This is a genomic window from Actinomadura physcomitrii (assembly GCF_008923205.2).
Lineage (GTDB): Bacteria > Actinomycetota > Actinomycetes > Streptosporangiales > Streptosporangiaceae > Spirillospora > Spirillospora physcomitrii.
Map to the genome: position 1 here is coordinate 69,007 of NZ_WBMS02000005.1, position 18,845 is coordinate 87,851.

Sequence of the window (18,845 nt, forward strand, 5' to 3'; positions counted from 1 at the left end):
TGCCATGACGACGACTCGCCGCAAGTGAACGTCGGGCGGGTCAGGCGAGGAGGGCGGTGAGGGCGCTCAGGTCCTCCAGGCCGGCCAGGCCGTAGGCCAGGTCGGTGATCCGGTCGGCCTGCTCGGCGGAGACCCGGCGGGCGGCGTTGAGGCGGAACTTGGTCGCCAGCTCCTCGGCGGACAGCGGGTTGCCGGGTCCGCCGCGGTTGGCGTCCACGCGCTCCTCAAGGACGGCGCCGCCGCGGGTCGCCACCCGCAGGACGGCCGGGAACTGGTGCGGGAAGATCTCGTCGCAGCGGGCGTCCGGCACGCACCGGACCTTGGCGGCCAGCGCGAGCCGTTCCGGGTCCGCCGCAGCCTCGTCGGTGAAGTCCTCGTGGAAGACGCCGAGCCCGCCGCCGCCGAGCAGCGCCGCCGCGACCGTGTACGGCCCGGAGAACGCGGCGTGGTAGCCGGACTTCGGACGGACCTTGTCTTCGCGGGGCTCGCCGATCGTCCGCAGGACGGCCGTCGGCGCGCCCAGCTCGATGCCCTCGACGTCGGACGGGTCGAGCCCGCGCGCGCGAAGCCGCAGCGCGGCGTCGATGCCCGCGTGGGTGAAGTGGTTGCACGGGTAGGGCTTGAAGAAGATCCCGGGCAGTTCCCAGTGCTCGCCGAGCCGGTCGGTGAGCGCGTCCAGGTCGACCTGGTCGCCGCACCATGCCTGCAGGAACCCGAACCGTCCCTCGAACACGGTCGGCGGGCCGGTGATGCCGGTGCGGGCGAGGCCGGCGGCGGTGACGGCGGCGTGCGCGGCCCAGCCGCAGTGGATCCGCTTGACGGTCCCGCCGGTCCGGTTGGCCTCCAAAATTCCCGAGCCCATGCTGGCGGCGATCCCCATCGCGTCGGCGATCCCGCCCGCGTCCAGGCCGGACAGCATCGCGGCCGACGCCGCCGCCCCGACGGCGCCGCAGATCGCGGTGGCGTGCTGGCCGCGCTCGAAGAACACCGAGTTGCCCAGCTCCCGGTCGTACCCGGCCATGCCGAGCCGGACGGTGATCTCCACGCCGACGCCCACCGCGTCCAGCAGCGCCGCGCCGGTGGCGCCGCGCGCCTCGGCGGCGGCGAGCGACGCGGGCACGACCGACGCGGACGGGTGCAGCACCGACGGCAGGTGCGTGTCGTCGAAGTCCAGCGAGTGGGCGAGGGTGCCGTTGAGCAGCGCGGCGCTGGGCTCGGGCAGCCGGGCGCCGGTGCCGATCGCGGTGGCGCGTCCCGCGCCGCCCCATTCGGCGACCAGCTCGCCGACCGCGCGGGCCGGGGCCTCGCCGGTCGCGCCGAGGCTGTTGCCGAGGGCGTCGAGGACGCGGCGCGCGGCGTCGGCGCGCAGGTCGGCGGGCAGCCCGTCCGCGCGCGCGTCGGCGGCGAGCGCGGCGAGCCGCTGCACCGGCGTGGGCGCGGTCATGCCGACACCGCCGCGAGCGGGCGGACGGGGGAGCCGGTGCCGCCGGTGATCCGCAGCGGGGCGAGCACGAACGCGAACTCGTGCAGCCCGGACTCGGCGAGCGCCTCCAGGTTCAGGTGCTCCATGATGAAGATCCCCGACTCGACCAGCAGGATCCGGTGGACGGGCAGCACCGCGTGGCCTGCGCCCGCCGGAATCTGCTCGTAGGCGGTGGTGTCGGCGCCGGTCGCGACGATCCCGCGGTCCGCCAGCCAGCGGGCCGCGTCCGGCGTCGCGCCGGGCACGCCGGTCTCCTTGCCGAGGTAGGCGGCGGTGTCGCCGAAGTTGCGCGACCAGCCGGTGCGGATCAGCGCGACGTCGCCCTCGCCGGGCTCGGCCCCGGCGCGCTTCGCGGCGAGGTCCAGGTCCTCGGCGGTCACCCCGTAGCCGGGCTGCAGCGTCGCGACGCCGTGCACGGCGGCGACGTCGAGCAAAACGCCGCGGCGCAGCAGCCCCGGCAGGTTCTCGGCGCCGTGGCTGGTGAACGCCCCGCCGCGCTGCGCCTCGGCGGCGTCGACCCCGCCGTGCAGCGCGCCGTCGTGGCTGACGTGCGAGAGCGCGTCGATGTGAGTGCCGACGTGCCCGCCGGTCACGATGATCTCGTTGGCGGCCGAGCCGCCGTCCGGGCGCCGCATGTCGCCGTGCCGGCGGATCAGCGTCATCCGGAACCCGGGATGGTTGGGGGAGCAGGGCATGCCGGTGAAGAACGGCTGGCCGAGCTCGATCAGGCGGACGCCGCGGGCGACCGCCGCGAGCAGCGGATCCTGCGTGGTCATGACGGGGAGCCTTCTTTCTGCGGTGCGGCTTTCTGCGGTGCGGCTTTCTGCGGGGCGGCTTCCTGGGGCGCGGCAGGGCGGTGGGCGGACGCGGCGACGGCGAGGATCCAGCGGGCGCGCTCGACGACCGCCTTGTCCACGAACCGGCCGGCGGAGTCGATCCAGGCGGCGGCGCCGGCCGTGCCGTCGCGCGCGGTGAGCCGGTCCATGAGGTCGCGCGCCCAGGCGACGTCGCCGGGGTCGGGCGCGCACGCCTCGTGGACGACGGGGATCTGCGCGGGGTGGATCACCGACCGGCCGAAGAACCCGGCCCGGTGCCCCGCGGCGGTGTCGGCGCGCAGGCCGTCCAGGTCGCGGACGGCGGTCCACACGCTCTGCGGCGGGGACGGCAGCCCGGCGGCGCGGGCGGCGACGACCACCCGCGAGCGCGGCCAGGCCAGCGCGTCGCCGCCGGTCACCCGCAGGTCGGCGGACAGGTCGGCCTCGCCGAGCGAGATCCCGGCGACGAGCGGGTGCGCGGTGGCGAGGGCGAGCGCGTTCTCCACGCCGAGCGCCGACTCCAGGACGGGGAACACCGGCACGCCGAGCGCGTCGGCGACGCGGCGCAGCGCGTCCGGGTCCTCGCACTTGGGGATCCGGACCCCGGCGAGCGCGCCGGGCGCGGACGCCAGCAGCCCGATGTCGGCGGTGCCGTCGGGGGTGCCGGGCGCGTTGATCCGCACGTAGGCGCGGCGTCCCTCGGCCAGGACGGCGGCGACGGTGCGGCGCGCGGTCTCCTTGGCGCCGGTCGCGACGGCGTCCTCCAGGTCGAGGATCACCGCGTCGGCGGCCGAGTCCAGCGCCTTGCCGATGCGGTCGCGGCGGTCGCCGGGGACGTACAGCCAGGTCCGGTGCGGATGCTCCGGGCCGGTCACCTGACCACCCCCTTGGCGCGCAGTTCGTCCAGCTCCGCCTCGCCTACCCCGTAGCGGCCGAGGATCTCGGCGGTGTGCGCGCCGAGCGGCGGCCCGGCCGAGTCGATGTGCCCGGGCGTCCGCGACAGCCGGAACAGCACGTTCTGCATCTTCACCGGGCCGAGCTCGTCGTCGGGGACGGTGGCGATGGTGCCGAGCGCCGCGAACTGCGGGTCGGTCATCACGTCGGCGGCGGTGTAGATCGGCGCGACGGCGGCCTCGGCCTCCTCGAACGCCCTGACGACCTCGTCGCGGTCGCGCCGCGCGATCCACGAGCCGACGGCCTCGTCCAGCTCGTCGGCGTGCTCGGCGCGTTCGGCGCCGGTGCCGAACCACGGCTCGTCGATGAACTCGGGCCGGCCGACCAGCCGCATGACCCGCTCGGCGATGGACTGCGCGCTGGTGGAGATCGCGACCCAGCCGCCGTCGCGGGTCCGGTAGGTGTTGCGCGGCGCGTTGTTGTGCGACCGGTTACCGGTGCGGGCCTGCAGCTCGCCGAGCTGGTCGTAGGTGATGATCTGCGGGCCGAGCAGGGTGAGGATCGGCTCGATGATCGCCAGGTCGATGACCTGGCCCTCGCCGGTCGCCTCGCGCGCACGCAGCGCTGTCATGACCGCGAACGCGGTGGTCAGCGCGGCGATCCCGTCGGCGAGGCCGAACGGCGGCAGGGTGGGCGGCCCGTCCGGCTCGCCGGTGATCGCGGCGAACCCGCTCATCGCCTCGGCGAGCGTGCCGAACCCGGGCCGCCGCGCGTAGGGGCCGGTCTGCCCGAACCCGGTGACGCGGGCCAGCACCAGCCCGGGGTTGATCTTCTTCAGCTCGTCGTAGCCGAGGCCCCAGCGCTCCAGGGTGCCGGGCCGGAAGTTCTCGATCACCACGTCGGCGTCGGCGGCGAGCCGACGGAAGAGCTCCTGGCCCTCCGGGGAGCCGAGGTAGAGGGTGATCGCCTTCTTGTTGCGGCCGAGCATCTTCCACCACAGCCCGACCCCGTCGCGGCGGGCGCCGTGGCTGCGCACCGGGTCGCCCTTCGGGTGCTCGATCTTGATGACCTCGGCCCCGAAGTCGGCGAGCAGCGTGGCCGCCAGCGGCCCGGCGAACAAGGTCGCCGCGTCGAGCACGCGGACTCCGGACAGGGCGTCGGGCATGGGCGGTACCGCCTTCGGTCTGATCGTTTCTCTAAGCGGAACAATGTTACGTCCGTGTTCCGGCGCCGTGTCCGGGCCGGCCGTCTTCAAGTTGGCACCGGCTGTCGAGTTCCGTCAAGTTTCACCTAGATATTGACCGGATCACGTGATGGATGCCACCATGACGCATCAGTGGCCCGGCGTTCCTCTTAGCGGAACGATCGCGGAGAGCCTGCGCCGGGCGGGCAGGAGAGGTGAATGTCGGCTCGAAAGCTCGTCGCCGGGCTCGGCGCGTGCGCGGCCCTGCTGGCCGCCACCGCCGGCTGCGGCGGCTCGGCGCCCTCCGGCGCCGCCGGGGCCGGGGCCGGGCGCGACAGCGGCCCGGTGAAGATCGGCGCCCTGCACCCGGTCAGCGGCGCGAACGCGGTCGACGGCCAGCAGATGCGGCGCGGCGCGCAGATGGCGGTCGAGGCCATCAACGCCGCCGGCGGCATCAGGTCACTGGGCGGCCGCAAGGTGAAGCTGGAAACCGGCGACACCCAGGGCAAGGCGGAGGTCGGCCAGAGCGAGGCCCAGCGCCTCATCTCCGAAGGCGCGGTCGGCCTCGTCGGCACCTACCAGAGCGCGGTCAGCACGAACGTGTCCGTGGTCGCCGAGCGCAACCGCGTCCCGTTCGTCATGGACGTCACCGCCTCGGACGCGATCTTCTCGCACGGCTACAAGTACTCGTTCCGGGTGCAACCGGGCAGCGCGGCGATCGCGGGCGCGGCGGCCCGCTACCTCAAGGAGGTCTCGGAGAAGGCGGGCAAGCCCGTCAGGAAGGTCGCGTTCCTGCACGAGCAGACCGACTTCGGCACCGGCGCCGCCGAGGCGTTCGCCAAGGCCGCGAAGAAGCTCGGCATCCAGGTCGGCCCGAACATCAGCTACGACGCGGTCACCGCGTCCGACCTCACCGCGCAGATCACCCAGGTCAAGGCGTCCGGCGCGGACGTGCTGGCCGTCGCGGGCTACTACCGCGACGGGCTCCTCGCCGCCAAGGCGATCAACGCGGTCAAGCCGAATCTGAACGCGGTCTGGGGCGTCTCGGACGGCGCGTTCGACCAGCCGAAGTTCGTCAGCGACGTCGGCGCGCTCGGCGAGCGCTACTTCAGCACCAACTACCACTACGACGCGAAGAACCCCGCGACGGTGAAGCTGCGCGCCGAGTACCAGAAGCGGTACGGCGCGCCGATGCGGACCGGCGCCGTCCTCGCCTACGACGCCGTCCAGGTGATCGCGCAGGGCGTGGAGCGGGCGGCGAGCACCGACCCGGAGAAGGTCCGCGCCGCGATCGCCGGGTCGCAGGTGCAGCCGCTGACGGTCGGCACCGGGCCGATCTCCTTCGCGCCCAACGGCGACAACAAGAACGCGCTGCCCGTCCTGATGCAGGTGCAGAACGGGCAGATCAAGCAGGTCTATCCCCAGGACAAGGCCGAATCCCAGCCCAACTACTCGGTGACGTGGCGGCCATGAGCGACACAACTGCGAACATCAGAGCGGCGGCCCTGCGCGGCCCCGTCCTCAAGCGCGCCGCCCTGACCGGCGGCCTGGTCGCGATCGCCATCGCGGTCGCGCTGATCCGCTCCGGCAGCGGCCTGGTCGTCTGGCAGTCGGTGGTGACCGGCCTGCTGACCGGCGGCCTCTACGGGCTGATCGCGATGGGCCTCACGCTGATCTTCGGCGTGCTGGACATCGTCAACTTCGCGCACGGCGCCCTGCTGGCCGTCGCGATGTTCATCGCCTTCGGGGTGGTGCAGGGCACGGGCCTGCACCCCTACCTCACCCTCGTCATCGCGGTGCCCGCGCTGTTCCTGATCGGCGCGTTCGTGCACCGCGGCCTGCTCAGCGGCTCCGGCGGCGCGACGCTGGAGAACCAGCTGCTGATCACCCTCGGGCTGTCGCTGCTGCTGGAGAACGGCCTGCTGATGTTCTTCGGCGCCGAGCCCAAGACCGTCGCGCTGCCCGGCGACTTCCAGTTCTCGCTGTTCGGCGCGGTGGTGACGGGCGGCCGGCTGTACGCGTTCATCGGCGCGATCCTGATCGGCGCGGTGCTGTTCTACCTGCTGCGCCGCACCCGGTTCGGCACCGCGATCCGCGCGGTCGCCGCGAACGGGCAGGGCGCCGAACTGGTCGGCGTGAACGTCCGCCGCGTCCACACCCTTACCTTCGCGATCGGGACGGCCTGCGCCGGCGCCGCCGCCGTCTTGGCCGCGCCGCTGGTCACCGTGACGCCGACGCTCGGCGACCAGTTCAACATCACCGCGTTCGTGGTGGTGGTGCTCGGCGGCATGGGCAACGTCGCGGGCGCGCTGGTCGGCGGGCTCCTGATCGGCCTGGTGGAGCAGCTCACCACCATCTACATGGGCGGGCAGAGCTCGCTGCTCGGGGTGTTCGTCGTGTTCCTGGTCGTGCTGTTCCTGCGGCCCGAGGGCCTGTTCGGGAGGAAGTCATGAGCGGAGCGAACCGGGGGGTGCGGGGGGTCGTCCCCCCGCAGGGAGCAGGTATGACGGACCTCACCATCGCCGGCGGGCGCGAGGCGGGCGGCGCGGCCCGCCCGGTCAAGGCACCGCCGCTGCGCCCGCAGAACCGGCAGCTGATCGTCCTCGCGGTGCTGCTGGTCGTCGCGATCCCGCTGCCGCTGGTGCTGCCGCCCGCGATGGGCGCGGTCGCGGTCCGCATCCTGATCTTCCTGCTGATGGCCGTCGGCTGGAACGTGATGAGCGGGTTCGGCGGGATGTTCAGCTTCGGGCACGCCGCGTTCTTCGGCCTCGGCGCCTACACCAGCGCGTACCTGCTGGTGAAGCACGACGTGTCGCCGTGGATCGGGATGCTCGCGGGGATGGCGGTCGCCGCCGTCGTCGCCGTGGTCATCGGCTACTTCGCGTTCCGCTACAAGCTGCGCGGCGCCTACTTCGCGCTCGCGACGTTCGCGTTCGCCGAGATGCTCCGGCTGATCGCCACCACCACCGACTTCACCAACAAGGCCGTCGGGTTCAGCGTCCCGCTGATCCAGGGCTCCTCGCTCTGGAAGATCCAGTTCGCCGCGGACTCGCCCGCCTACTTCTGGGTGGCGCTCGCGCTCGCCGGGATCGCCGCGCTGGTCAGCATCCTGTTCCTGCACTCGCGGACGGGCCGATACGTCACCGCGATCCGCGACGACGAGGTGGCCGCCGCCGCGCTCGGCACCCCGGTGATGCGCTACAAGCTGATCACCGTCGCGCTGTCCGCGGCGATCACCGCGGTCGCCGGCGCCTTCTACACGCAGTACTACCTGTTCGTGAACCCGGACCTGGCGTTCGGCTCCTCGGTGTCGATCCAGGCGATCGCGACCGTGGTGATCGGCGGCATCGGCACGATCTGGGGCCCGGTGGTCGGCGCGATCATCCTCGGGTCGCTGTCGGACCTGACGGCGACGCTGCTGCGCACGCCGCCCGACTTCCTGAACTTCCTGCAGGGCCGCAGCGGCCTGGACGTCGCGCTGTACGCGGTCCTGCTGATCCTCATCGTCCGGGTGCTGCCGAAGGGCATCGTCGGCACGATCCAAGCGAGGTGGCGGCGGTGAAGCTGCTGGACGTCGACGGCGTCGGCAAGGACTTCCGGGGGCTGCGCGCCCTGTCGGAGGTCGGGTTCGCGGTGGAGCCGGGGGAGATCCTCGGGATCATCGGCCCGAACGGCGCCGGGAAGACCACCCTGTTCAACGTGATCAGCGGCGCGATCGCGCCCGACACCGGCCGGGTCGTGTTCGGCCGCAAGGACGTCACCGGCGCCGCCCCGCACCGGATCGCCCGCGCCGGCATGGTCCGCACGTTCCAGCTCATGCGGCCGTTCGGGAGCATGAGCGTCCTGGAGAACGTCGGCCTGGCCGCGCAGCACCGCCGGCAGCCGCTGCGCAGGCTGCGCGGCGAGGCGATGGACGTGGTGGAGCGCGTCGGCCTCGGCCCGTGGGCGCACCGTCCCGCGACCGAGCTGCCGACCGCCGGGCTGAAGCGCCTCGAGCTGGCCCGCGCCCTGGCGATGCGGCCGAAGGTGCTGCTGCTGGACGAGGTGCTCGCCGGCCTCGTCCCCGCCGAGCGCGAACCCGTCCTCGACCTGCTCGCCGCGCTGCGCGAGGAGGACGGCACGACGCTGCTGTTCATCGAGCACATCATGGCGGCCGTCATGCGGCTGTCGGACCGGGTGCTCGTCCTCGACCAGGGGCGGGTGCTGGCCGCCGGCTCCGCCGAGCAGGTCACCTCCGACCCGCGCGTGATCGAGGCCTACCTCGGAGAGGAGCCCGGCGATGCTGAGGATTGACAAGCTCTGCGCCGGCTACGGCCGGATGCAGATCCTGCACGAGATCGACCTGCGCGTCGGCGAGGGCGAGATCGTCGCGCTCGTCGGCGCGAACGGCGCGGGCAAGACGACCACGCTGCGCGCCATCTGCGGGCAGCTGCGGGCGACGTCCGGGACGATCACGTTCGGCGGCGCGTCCACCGCCGGGCGCCGTCCTGACCAGCTCGTCCGCGACGGCCTCGTCCACGTCCCCGAGGACCGGGCGCTGTTCGGCACGCTCACCGTCGAGGAGAACCTGCGGATGGGCGCCTGGACGCGGCCGGTCGCGGAGATCGACAAGGACATGCGCGAGGTCTTCGCGCTGTTCCCCGTGCTCGCCGAGCGCCGCTCCACGATCGCGCAGACGTTCTCCGGCGGGCAGCAGCAGATGCTCGCGATCGGCCGCGCGCTGATGGCCCGGCCGAAGCTGCTGATGCTGGACGAGCCGTCCACCGGCCTGTCGCCCAAGCTCACCTGGGCGGTGCTCGACGCGGTCAAGGCGATCCGCGACACCGGCGTGTCGGTGCTGCTCGTCGAGCAGAACGCCAAGCAGGCGCTCGGCATCGCCGACCGCGCCTACGTGCTGGAGAGCGGCTCGGCCGTGCTGCACGGGACGGGCGCCGAGCTGGCCGGATCCGCCGCGGTCAGGAAGGCCTACCTGGGATTGTGAACAAGGAAGCGAAGAAGGCCGCCGAGAGGCTGGGGGAGTGGGCCGCCGGGCTGGACGCGGCGGACGTGCCGCGCCCCGTGCTCGACCGGCTGTCGCTGGTCCTGCTGGACACCTTCGGTGTGACGGCGCTCGGCGCGGCGCTGGACGAGCAGGCCGCGCTGCGGTCGGCGTGGAACGCTCCGGACGGCCCCGCCCCGCTGATCGGCGCGGGCCGGACCGCCACTGCGGACGCCGCCGCCTGGCTGAACGCGATGGCGCTGGTCTCGCTGGAGCTGGACGAGGGCAACAAGTACGCCAAGGGCCATCCGGCGGCGCACGGGTTCCCGGCGGTGCTGGCGCTGGCGTCCGAGCGGGACGCGACGGGCCCGGACACGGCGGCGGCGCTGCTCGTCGCCTACGAGGTCGCGTCCCGGTTCGGGCGGGCGACGGCGCTGCGGCCGGGCGCGCACCCGCACGGCAGCTGGGGCGTCGCGGGCGCCGCCGCCGGCTGCGCCCGGCTGCTCGGCCTCGGCCCCGAGGCGACCGCCGCCGCGATCGACACCGGCGCCGGGCTGCCGGTCGCGGGCCACTTCTCGTCCGCCACGGACGGGAACCCGGTCCGTGACGCGTGGATGGGCGCGTCCAACATGTCCGGGCTGGTCGCGGCGCGGATGGCCGCCGCCGGGATCGCCCGCTGCACCGGCACGGCGGGCGGCTCGCTCGGCGACCTGCTCGGCGCGTTCGAGCCCGCCGGGCTGACCGGCGGGCTCGGCGAGCGCTGGGACATCACGCGCGGCTACTTCAAGCGGCACGCGTCGTGCTCGTTCACTCATCCGGCCGCCGACGCGGTGCTGCCGCTGCGCGCGGACGTCGACCCGTCGAGGATCACCCGGATCCTCGTCGAGACGCACGCGCTCGGCTCCGGGCTCGGGTCGCCCGAGTGGGACAACCGGCTGTCGGCGATGTTCTCCACCCCGTTCGTCGTCGCGACCGCGCTGCTGGACGGCGAGGTCGGGCCGGGCGCCTCCGGCGCCGCCCGGCTCGGCGACCCGGGGCTGCGCGCCCTCGCCCGCCGCGTCCGCCTGGCCGCCGCCGACGACCTGACCGCGCGGCTGCCCGCCGAGCGCGCCGCCCGCGTGACGATCGAGCTGGACGACGGCACGTCCCTCACCCGCGAGCAGCCGAACCCGGTCGGCGACGCCGACCACGAGCCGCTCACCGGACCGGACGTGGTCCGGATGCTCAAGGCGTGGCTGCCGGGCCGCGCCGCCCTGGTCGACCGCGCCGCCGCGGTCGCCCGCGACCTGCCCGCACTGCCCCGCGTCGGCGGCGCGCTGCGCGGGCTGGCCGGCGACACCGCCGAGAAGGAGCCGAGCTGATGCGCGCACTGTCCGTGACGCCGATCCACCTGCCGCCCGAGGAGATCACGCGGCGGCAGGCCCGCTACGACCGGCTAGCCCCGCCCGGCCTGGCGATCGAGCTGCGCGACGTCGGGCCGGGCGCCCCGGGATCGCTGGACGACGAGGAGTCGATCCGGGTCTCCGAGCGCGAGGTCGCCGCCGCGGTGGCCGCCGCCGACGGGGACTGGGACGTGGTCTTCCCCGACTGCGTGCTCGACCCGTCCGTCCCGGACGGGCCCGCTGACCAGCGCGTTCCGGTCAACGGACTGCTGAAGCTGAGTAGCATGGCGCTTGCTGCGAAGAATGTCCGTTTCGGTGCCGTGGTGCGGAACGAGGCGATCGGCGCGGAGCTGGGCCGCCGCCTCAAGGCCTACGGGCTGGACGCCTACGTCGCCGGCATCGCCGTGCTGGACCTGCCGTTCGACGCCGTCGCCGAGGGCGAGTCGTGGAACGCCGCGCTCGGCGCGGCCGTCGACGCGCTCGCCGCGCAGGGCGCCGCCGCCGTGATCAACGGCTGCTCCGCCGTGGACGTCGAGGAGGGCCGGTTCCGGGCGGAGGTCGTCGACCCGACCGCGCTCGCGTTGCGGGTCCTCGTCGCCGGGAGGGCGTCATGACCGGGCAAAGCGAGAGCGTGACCGGCGTTCTTACCGAGGAGCGCAGGAGGTGCGCATGAGCGACATCGATCTCGTCGTGGCGGGCGCCGGTGGCGGCCTCGCCGGGGCGCTGCGCGCCGCCGAGCTGGGGTTGAGCGTGGTCGTCGTGGAGTCCAGCGAGCACTTCCGGCGCGGCAACAACACGTCGATGTCCACCGCGATGTTCCCCGGCGCGGGCTCGCGCTGGCAGGCCGAGCAGGGCGTGGACGACTCGCCGGACCGGTTCGTCGACGACATCATGGCCAAGACCAAGGGCAAGGCCGACGCCCGCCTCGCCCGCACGCTCGCGCGGGTGAGCGCGCCGCTGGTCGAGTGGCTCGCCGACGCGGTGGAGCTGCCGCTCGACCTGGTCACCGACTTCAACTATCCGGGCCACTCCGTCACGCGCTGCCACTCCGTCCCCGGACGGCACGGCTCCGGCGTGATCGACCACCTGGCCCGCCGCGCCCGCGCGCACCCGGGCATCGACCTGCTCGTCCCCGCGAAGCTGACCAACGTGGTGACCGGCGGGGACGGCGCCGTCCGCGCGGCCGTCGTCCGGTACCCCGACGGCACCGAGGAGGAGATCCCGACCCGGGCCGTGCTGCTGGCCACCAACGGGTTCGGCGCCGACCGGGACCTCGTCCGCCGCCACCTCCCGGAGATCGCCGACGCCCTCTACCAGGGCAGCGACCAGTCGCTCGGCGACGCGCTGCGGATCGGCGGCGGCCTCGGCGCCGCCACCGGCTACCTCGACGCCTACCAGGGCCACGGCGCCGTCGCCGCCGGCGCGGGCACCCTCGTCGGCTGGGCGACGATCATCCACGGCGCGATCATGGTGGATCTGGAGGGGCGCCGGTTCGGCGACGAGACCCGCGGCTACTCCGAGTACGCCGCCGAGCTGGCCGCCCGGCCCGGCGCGACCGGCTGGATCGTCCTGGACGAGACGATCTTCCACCAGTGCGAGCCGTTCAAGGACTTCCGCGACACCGTCGAGTCGGGCGTGCTGGTCTGGGCCGACGACGCCGACGGCCTCGCCAAGGCCACCGGCCTGCCCGCCGGCGCCCTCGCCGCCGAGCTGGAGACCGCCGCCGCCGTCGCGCGCGGCGAGCGCGCCGACGAGCACGGCCGCACCAACTGGGAGCGCCCGCTCGCCGCGCCGTACGCGGCCGTCCGGGTCGTCCCGGCGCTGTTCCACACCCAGGGCGGGCTGATCGTCAACGAGGACGCCGCCGTCGTCGACCACGACGACCGCCCCATTCCCGGCCTGTACGCGGCGGGCGGCGCGGCGGCCGGGATCTCCGGCCACGGCGCCGACGGCTACCTGCCCGGCAACGGGCTGCTGCCCGCCTTCGGGCTCGCCTACCTGGCCGCCGGCGACGTCGCCCGCCGCCGCACCTGACCATTTTCCAGCGACCACCCCACGACACTGAGGAGAGATGAATTGGCCACGACCGAGCTGCTGCTGAAGAACGTGCGGGTGGTCCGTCCCGACGCCCCCGAGGGCGCCGAGCCCGAGCGCCTCGACATCGCCGTCAACGACGGCACCATCGTCCGCCTTGCGGCCGACCTTCCCGATGACGACGCGGCGAAGGTGGTCGACGGCGGTGGCAAGCTGGCGTTCCCGGGCGTCGTCGACGCCCACCAGCATTGGGGCATCTACAACGAGCTGGCCGCCGACACCCGTTCGGAGAGCCGCGCCAGCGCGCAGGGCGGCGTCACCACCTCGCTGACCTACATGCGGACCGGGCAGTACTACCTGAACAAGGGCGGCCCGTACCGCGAGTTCTTCCCCGAGGTGCTGAGCGCCGCCAGCGGCAACGCCTACGTCGACTACGCGTTCCACCTGGCGCCGATGATGGCCGAGCACATCGGCGAGATCCCCTACCTCGTCGAGGAGCACGGCGTCACCTCGTTCAAGATCTTCATGTTCTACGGCAGCCACGGGCTGCACGGCCGCTCCACCAGCCAGAGCGAGTTCCTGATGACGCCGCCGGACGAGCGGTACGACATCGCGCACTTCGAGTTCGTCATGCGCGGGATCCAGAAGGCCCGCGAGCAGCTGTCCGACTACGCCGACCACATCTCGCTGTCGCTGCACTGCGAGACCGCCGAGATCATGACGGCGTACACCAAGATGGTCGAGCAGGAGGGCGAGCTGACCGGCCTGCGCGCCTACAGCGCGTCGCGCCCGCCGCACTCGGAGGGCCTGGCCGTCACCATCGCGTCGTACCTGGCGCACGAGACGGGCCTGCCGAACATCAACCTGCTGCACCTGTCGTCGGAGAAGGCGCTGTCGGCGGCGCTGACCATGGCGTCGGCGTTCCCGCACATCGACTTCCGCCGCGAGGTCACCATCGGGCACCTGCTCGCCGACGTCGACACCGCGCACGGCCTGGGCGGCAAGGTCAACCCGCCGTTGCGCGACCGCGAGGACGTCGAGGCGCTGTGGCGGCACGTCCTGGCCGGCGAGGTCGACTGGGTCGTCAGCGACCACGCCTGCTGCCGCGACGAGATGAAGTTCGGCGCCGACCGCGACGACATCTTCCTCGCCAAGTCGGGGTTCGGCGGCGCCGAGTACCTGCTGCCCGGCCTGGTCGGCGAGGGGATCAAGCGCGGGCTGCCGCTGCAGCGCGTCGCGCAGCTGACCTCCTGGAACCCGGCCCGCCGCTACGGCCTGCTCACCAAGGGCGCCATCGCCGAGGGCTACGACGCCGACATCGCGCTGGTCGACCCGGACGTGTCCTGGACGGTCCGCGCCGCCGACTCCGAGTCCACGCAGGAGTACACCCCGTTCGAGGGCTTCCCGATGACCGCGAAGGTCACCGACACCTTCGTGCGCGGCAACCACGTGTACTCCGGCGGGAAGGTGCTCGGCGACCCGGTCGGCAAGTACCTGCGGCGCGGCCGCTGACGGCTCCCTAGGATCATCGGGTGACCAACCAGACCGCGGAACGGCCGTCGTCCGGCACCGAGGTGGCCGGCCGGGTCGCCGACGTGCTGCTGCTGTTCGCCGGGGGGCCGCAGTACCTCGGCGTCAGCGCGATCAGCCGGGAGCTCGGCATCTCCAAGGCCGTCGTCCACCGCATCCTGCAGTCGCTGGTGTCGCGGGAGATGCTGGAGGCCGACCCCGGCGGGTACCGGCTCGGGCCCGCCGCCGTCGCGCTCGGCGTCAGCGCGCTGCGCCGGTTCAACGTCCGCAACGCCGCCGCGCCGGTGCTGCGCCGGCTGCGCGACGAGACCGGCGAGACGACGACGTTGTCCGGCCTGGTCGCCGACGAGCGGGTCTACCTCGACCAGTTCGAGAGCCCGCACGAGGTGAAGATGACCGTCGAGGTCGGCCGCCGGTTCCCGCTGCACGCGGGCTCCTCGGGCAAGGTGATCCTCGCCTTCCTGCCCGAGGATCGCCGCGAGGCCCTGCTGGCGCGGCCCCTGACCGCGCTGACGCCCGGGACCGTCACCGACGTGGCGGCGCTGCGCGCGCAGCTCGCCGAGACGGCCCGCGACGGCGTCGGCGTCTCGCTGGGGGAGCGGCAGGCCGACGCCGGGTCGGTCGCCGCGCCGCTGTTCGGCCCGGACGGCGAGGTGCACGGCTCGATCAGCGTCTGCGGCCCCCGGCACCGCTTCACCCCGGAGGCCGTGGAGCGGTACCGGGCGCTCGTCCGCGGCGCCGCCGAGGAGATCACGCGGACGTGGACGACCCACCGGTGACCGCCCGGCAGTGCGTCGTGAGGCGCCGCTCGTCGTCCAGCGTGTGGAGCGCGACGCCGGGCGGCGCCGCGTGGTCGGCGACGGCGCCGTTTTGCCCGGGGAGCCGGATCGTGGAGACGACGCCCGGCGCCACCAGCAGCGGCCGTCCGGCGAAGGTGGTGGCCGCCGCCGTGTGCGCGTGCCCGCACAGCACCGCCACCACCTGCGGGTGCCTGCCGAGGACGGCGGCGAGCCGGTCCTCGCCGAACAGCCGGATTTCGTCCACGTACGGGACGCCGAGCGTGACCGGCGGATGGTGGAAGCAGACGAACGCCGGTGCCTCGCGCCGGTCGCCGAGCACGCCGTCCAGCCAGTCGAGGGTCTCGTCGGCGAGGAACCCGTGGTGTATGCGCAGAGCCTCGGCCTGCTCGCCCGGGTCCACCGCGCCCGGCCACGTCGTCTACGCGGGCACCGCGTCCAAGACCCTCGCCCCGGCGCTGCGGCTCGGCTGGCTGGTGCTGCCCGCCGCCCTGGTCGAACCGGTCGCGGAGGCCAAGCGCCTCGCCGACGCGCACACACCGTCGCTCGGGCAGCTCGTCCTCGCCGACCTGATCACCGGGCACGCCTACGACCGGCACGTGCGCGCCGCCCGGCTGCGCTACCGGCGCCGCCGGGACGCGCTGGTCGAGGCGCTGCGGAGCCGGGCGCCGCACGTCCGGGTGCTGGGCGTCGCGGCCGGGCTGCACGCCCTCCTCCTGCTTCCGGACGGCGGCCCGGGCGAGCACGAGATCATGGCGCGGGCGGCGGCGCGCGGCCTCGCGCTGCAGCCGCTCGGCGAGTTCTGGCAGCGGCCGGACGGGCGCCCGCCCGGCCTCGTCGTCGGATACAGCACCCCGCTCCAGTCCGGGTACCCGGCCGCGCTGGACGCGCTCTGCTCCGTCCTGCGGTACAAAGCCTGAGCGGTCCGGTTTGTCGGACCTGCTCAAGACCGCCTCGAGGGCCTTCTGCAAGGATCGTCCGCATGAGCCTTCTCGAGACCCTGGCCGGCAAGGGACTGCGGCGCGAGCCGCCGACGCGGGACGAGGCGCTGGCGGTGCTGGCGACGTCCGACGACGACATCCTCGACGTGGTGGCCGCCGCCGGCCGCGTCCGCCGGCACTGGTTCGGCCGCCGGGTCAAGCTGAACTACCTGGTCAACCTCAAGTCCGGGCTGTGCCCCGAGGACTGCTCGTACTGCTCGCAGCGGCTCGGCTCGCAGGCCGACGTCCTCAAGTACAGCTGGCTGAAGCCCGAGGAGGCCGCCGACGCCGCCGCCGCGGGGATGGCGGCGGGCGCCAAGCGCGTCTGCCTGGTCGCCAGCGGCCGCGGCCCGTCCGACCGCGACGTCGAGCGCGTCGCCGACACCATCGCGGCGATCAAGGAGCGCGGCGACGTGGAGATCTGCGCTTGCCTCGGCCTGCTCCGCGACGGCCAGGGCGAGCGGCTCGCCGAGGCCGGCGCCGACGCCTACAACCACAACCTCAACACCTCTGAGGGCGTGTACGGCGACATCTGCACCACCCACGACTTCAGCGACCGGCAGGACACCGTGCAGAAGTCGAAGGACGCCGGCCTGTCCCCGTGCTCCGGCCTCATCGCCGGGATGGGGGAGACCGACGAGGACCTCGTCGACGTCGCGTTCGCGCTCCGCGACCTCGACGTGGACTCGGTCCCCGTCAACTTCCTCATCCCCTTCGACGGCACCCCGCTCGCCGAGCGGTGGGCCCTCACCCCGCAGCGCTGCCTGCGCATCCTCGCGATGGTCCGGTTCGTCCATCCGGACGCCGAGGTCCGGCTCGCCGGCGGCCGCGAGATCCACCTGCGCAGCCTGCAGCCGCTCGCCCTGCACATCGTCAACTCGATCTTCCTCGGCGACTACCTGACCAGCGAGGGCCAGGCCGGCAAGGCGGACCTGGAGATGATCGAGGACCTCGGCTTCGAGGTGGAGGGCGCCGGCACGCCCAGCATGCCGGAGCACCGCCGCGCCGAGACCGTGGCCGTCCGCCGCCGCGGCGCCGGCACCGCGCTGCCGCCGAACGCCTGACCGGGCGCCCGGGCGGCGTCAGCCGGCCTTGGCGATGATGTCGGCGATGCCGCGCTCGGCGAGCGCGGCGATCGTGAACGACGGATTCGCGCCGCCGACGCTGCCCGGGACCATCGACCCGTCCAGCGCGTACAGGCCCTTGTAGCCCTTCACCCGCCCGTACAGGTCGGACGACTTCCCGAGCACGCAGCCGCCGAGCGGATGCGCCGTCAGCGTCGCCGGCCACGTCACCGAGATCGGGATGGCGTCGGAGTTGGCGTGCATGACCTTGTTCACCCAGTCCGTCGCCGACTTCGCCGCCGCGTCCGCCTTGCCCGCGAAATCGGACAGCTTCACCGACTTGCTGGCCTTGTCGTAACCGAACGTCGCGCGGTTCTCCAGATCGGCGGTCATCACCAGCGTCTGCACGATCGGCAGCCCCTGCGCCTCGATGAGCTGCCAGCTCTCCACCCGCATCGGCAGCTCGAACTCCCCGTCCACGAAGAACGTGGACGCGCTCGGCGACCCCTGGCTCGGCCCCGCCTGCCCCGTGTAGCTGTACCCCACGTATTGGTCGCCGTTGTCGCCGAACCCCGTCCCCACGGACGCGTCGAGGTCGGGCAGCGCGCCCGTCTCCCGCGCCGCGACCAGCAGCCGGTTGGTGTTGAGCGTCCCGGCGCACAGGAAGAGCATGTCGCAGGTGTACTCGACGGTGTCGAGCGTCTTGCCCGCCGTGTCGAGATGCCGGACGGCCAGCCGGTACCTTCCGTCCGTCCCGATCCCGATCGACGTGACCTCGCTCATCGTCTGGAACTGCACCTTCCCGGTGGCCTTTGCCGCCGGGATGTAGTTCACCGTCAGGCTGTTCTTGGCGCCGTCACTGCACCCGAAGTCCGTCTCGCCCGCGATGGCGGACGGGCGCACCGTCCCGGCGAGCTCCTTCCGGACGACGTCCCAGTTGAACATCGACATCAGCTTCTCGGACGCGTACCCGGCCCTCGCGGCGTGCTGGTCCCACACCCGCGAATGCGTGAACGGCGCCGACCCGTAGATGTCGTCCGGCATCACGCTCGGCTTCAGCACCGACTGCACTTTCGGGTACCACTTCGACGCCATCTCCTGATAGGTGATGTCCGCCGGGAACAGCTTCTCGAAGTACTTCCGCGGCGGCGCCACCGTCGCGCACGTGTACACCAGCGACCCGCCGCCGAGCCCCGCCCCGCACGCGATGTTGAGGTTCTTCTCGTTCGAGACCTCCATGACGCCCGCGTACGGCGTCATCGGGAACGGCAGCACCATCGGCCAGTCCGCGTAGTCGCGGAACCAGAACATCTTCTCGCTGTAGTTCAGCTGCGACCCGAACACGGCCTTCTGCGGGTCCGTCACCCATTCCTGGCCGCGTTCCAGGACGAGGGTGTCCACGCCGGCCTGTCCGAGACGGCAGGCGCTGATGGAGCCGCCGAACCCGGACCCGACCACGATCGCCTGGTAGTCCGTCCTCTCGGCCGCGGAGGCCGGGCGCCCCAGCGAGCCGCCCAACGCGACGGCCAGCCCGCTCCCGGCGGACATCTGCAGGAACGAACGGCGGCTGAGCGTGCTCATGGAAGGACCTCCGGCCTCGGGGTGGTTGCCGGAAACTGTCGCCTACGCCCGCCCGTCGCGGAATGAACCCCGCCACCAACTTCTGGGCGGGTCGTTGTGAACCGCCTTACAGAAACCAATCCCG

General features: G+C 73.4%; 18 protein-coding genes. 12 read left to right on the forward strand and 6 right to left on the reverse strand.

The window, feature by feature from the left end; all coding sequences use genetic code 11:
• Window positions 1-40: 40 nt before the first annotated feature.
• Genes F8568_RS08000 through F8568_RS08015 form a run of 4 tightly spaced genes read right to left on the reverse strand, consistent with a single transcriptional unit; the run spans window position 41 to window position 4,357 of the window.
• Window positions 41-1,444, reverse strand: coding sequence for an MmgE/PrpD family protein (locus F8568_RS08000; protein ID WP_202124655.1), 1,404 nt, complete (start codon window positions 1,442-1,444; stop codon window positions 41-43).
• On the reverse strand, window positions 1,441-2,259 hold the full coding sequence (locus F8568_RS08005) for a cyclase family protein (protein ID WP_151592854.1): 819 nt from the start codon (window positions 2,257-2,259) through the stop codon (window positions 1,441-1,443). The genes F8568_RS08000 and F8568_RS08005 overlap by 4 nt, the downstream gene beginning before the upstream one ends.
• A complete protein-coding gene (locus tag F8568_RS08010; protein ID WP_151592855.1) occupies window positions 2,256-3,173 on the reverse strand; it encodes an HpcH/HpaI aldolase/citrate lyase family protein in 918 nt (305 codons plus the stop codon). The genes F8568_RS08005 and F8568_RS08010 overlap by 4 nt, the downstream gene beginning before the upstream one ends.
• A complete protein-coding gene (locus F8568_RS08015) occupies window positions 3,170-4,357 on the reverse strand; it encodes a CaiB/BaiF CoA transferase family protein (RefSeq protein ID WP_151592856.1) in 1,188 nt (395 codons plus the stop codon). The genes F8568_RS08010 and F8568_RS08015 overlap by 4 nt, the downstream gene beginning before the upstream one ends.
• Before the next feature lie 237 nt (window positions 4,358-4,594).
• Here F8568_RS08015 and F8568_RS08020 point away from each other — a divergent pair, with 237 nt between their 5' ends.
• From F8568_RS08020 to F8568_RS50235, 10 genes are read left to right on the forward strand one after another with little or no spacing between them, the layout of a single operon-like run.
• A complete protein-coding gene (locus F8568_RS08020) occupies window positions 4,595-5,848 on the forward strand; it encodes an ABC transporter substrate-binding protein (RefSeq protein WP_151592857.1) in 1,254 nt (417 codons plus the stop codon).
• Window positions 5,845-6,828: a branched-chain amino acid ABC transporter permease gene (locus F8568_RS08025; RefSeq protein ID WP_151592858.1), complete on the forward strand. Its 984-nt coding sequence runs from the start codon at window positions 5,845-5,847 to the stop codon at window positions 6,826-6,828. Before F8568_RS08020 ends, F8568_RS08025 begins: the two co-directional genes overlap by 4 nt.
• 50 nt (window positions 6,829-6,878) lie before the next feature.
• Window positions 6,879-7,937 carry a branched-chain amino acid ABC transporter permease gene (locus tag F8568_RS08030; RefSeq protein WP_151592859.1) on the forward strand — a complete coding sequence of 353 codons (1,059 nt, stop codon included), beginning with the start codon at window positions 6,879-6,881 and terminating at the stop codon, window positions 7,935-7,937.
• The gene (locus F8568_RS08035) at window positions 7,934-8,668 is read left to right on the forward strand and encodes an ABC transporter ATP-binding protein (protein ID WP_202124656.1); all 735 of its coding nucleotides are present in this window, start codon (window positions 7,934-7,936) and stop codon (window positions 8,666-8,668) included. The genes F8568_RS08030 and F8568_RS08035 overlap by 4 nt, the downstream gene beginning before the upstream one ends.
• The gene (locus F8568_RS08040) at window positions 8,655-9,356 is read left to right on the forward strand and encodes an ABC transporter ATP-binding protein (protein ID WP_151592861.1); all 702 of its coding nucleotides are present in this window, start codon (window positions 8,655-8,657) and stop codon (window positions 9,354-9,356) included. Before F8568_RS08035 ends, F8568_RS08040 begins: the two co-directional genes overlap by 14 nt.
• Window positions 9,353-10,714, forward strand: coding sequence for an MmgE/PrpD family protein (locus F8568_RS08045; RefSeq protein WP_202124657.1), 1,362 nt, complete (start codon window positions 9,353-9,355; stop codon window positions 10,712-10,714). Before F8568_RS08040 ends, F8568_RS08045 begins: the two co-directional genes overlap by 4 nt.
• The gene (locus tag F8568_RS08050) at window positions 10,714-11,349 is read left to right on the forward strand and encodes an aspartate/glutamate racemase family protein (protein ID WP_151592862.1); all 636 of its coding nucleotides are present in this window, start codon (window positions 10,714-10,716) and stop codon (window positions 11,347-11,349) included. The genes F8568_RS08045 and F8568_RS08050 overlap by 1 nt, the downstream gene beginning before the upstream one ends.
• Before the next feature lie 55 nt (window positions 11,350-11,404).
• Complete coding sequence (locus F8568_RS08055; protein ID WP_202124658.1) at window positions 11,405-12,769, forward strand: FAD-dependent oxidoreductase; 1,365 nt, start codon at window positions 11,405-11,407, stop codon at window positions 12,767-12,769.
• A 42-nt stretch (window positions 12,770-12,811) separates the two neighbouring features.
• Window positions 12,812-14,281, forward strand: coding sequence for a dihydroorotase (locus tag F8568_RS08060; protein ID WP_151592863.1), 1,470 nt, complete (start codon window positions 12,812-12,814; stop codon window positions 14,279-14,281).
• Between the two features lie 20 nt (window positions 14,282-14,301).
• Window positions 14,302-15,078, forward strand: coding sequence for an IclR family transcriptional regulator (locus F8568_RS50235; RefSeq protein WP_151592864.1), 777 nt, complete (start codon window positions 14,302-14,304; stop codon window positions 15,076-15,078).
• On the opposite strand, the gene F8568_RS08070 is transcribed toward F8568_RS50235, so the two are convergent.
• Complete coding sequence (locus tag F8568_RS08070; RefSeq protein ID WP_151592865.1) at window positions 15,050-15,499, reverse strand: metallophosphoesterase family protein; 450 nt, start codon at window positions 15,497-15,499, stop codon at window positions 15,050-15,052. The genes F8568_RS50235 and F8568_RS08070 overlap by 29 nt on opposite strands.
• Between F8568_RS08070 and F8568_RS08075 the strand changes: the two genes are divergently transcribed.
• Window positions 15,465-16,016, forward strand: a complete 552-nt coding sequence (locus F8568_RS08075; RefSeq protein WP_151592866.1) for an aminotransferase class I/II-fold pyridoxal phosphate-dependent enzyme — start codon at window positions 15,465-15,467, stop codon at window positions 16,014-16,016. The two genes, F8568_RS08070 and F8568_RS08075, sit on opposite strands and share 35 nt — an antisense overlap.
• 62 nt (window positions 16,017-16,078) lie before the next feature.
• Window positions 16,079-17,140, forward strand: coding sequence for a biotin synthase BioB (gene bioB, locus F8568_RS08080; RefSeq protein ID WP_151592867.1), 1,062 nt, complete (start codon window positions 16,079-16,081; stop codon window positions 17,138-17,140).
• A gap of 18 nt (window positions 17,141-17,158) precedes the next feature.
• On the opposite strand, the gene F8568_RS08085 is transcribed toward bioB, so the two are convergent.
• On the reverse strand, window positions 17,159-18,721 hold the full coding sequence (locus F8568_RS08085) for a GMC oxidoreductase (protein ID WP_151592868.1): 1,563 nt from the start codon (window positions 18,719-18,721) through the stop codon (window positions 17,159-17,161).
• Window positions 18,722-18,845 lie beyond the last annotated feature (124 nt).